The sequence below is a fragment of the Enterobacter sp. RIT637 genome, assembly GCF_019718755.1.
Taxonomy (GTDB): Bacteria; Pseudomonadota; Gammaproteobacteria; order Enterobacterales; family Enterobacteriaceae; genus Enterobacter.
On the sequence record NZ_JAIHAZ010000131.1, the window covers coordinates 1 to 564 of the forward strand.

The 564-nt window shown below is 48.8% G+C and carries 1 pseudogene; it reads left to right on the plus strand.

Annotation, left to right across the window (positions count from 1 at the left end):
• Window positions 1-564, plus strand: a pseudogene (locus tag K5E19_RS23585) (DUF3387 domain-containing protein); the annotation flags it as partial.

Here is a 564-nt window from a genome sequence, read left to right on the forward strand (position 1 = left end):
GTTCAGGACTACACCGCAGAAGCTTTTGATGGTTACGACAAAGAAGATGTAGCCGGATTACTGAAAGATCGTTTGCAACAGGCCAAAATTGATTTGGATGGCGCGCTTGATGCAGTTCGCACTCTTTGCGAACCAGTTAGGATGCCACGACATCAGCTAGATTATCAGCACTATTTCTGTGGTGAACCCGGTGCAGTAGCCGAACAATTATCCGAGAAAGAAGCGTTACGACTAACACTTTATCAATCTGTGGCGAGGCTTATCCGCACTTTCACTGGTCTGGCAGGTGAACTGACAGATGCTGGCTATAGTGAGCAGCAGGCAGAGAAAATCCGCCTCGAAGTTGAGTTTTACTCGAAAGTTCGCGATGAAATCAAAATAGCCAGTGGCGATCTCGTGGATATGAAGCAGTTCGAGCCAGGTATGCGGCAGATGCTAGATCTTTGGGTGGATGCCGATCCTAGTGAAACGCTGATGGACTTTGAGCAGCTAGGGCTACTTGAGCTGATTATTGAACGCGGAGAAGATGCACTGGATGGACTTCCAGCCGACATGCGTGGCTAC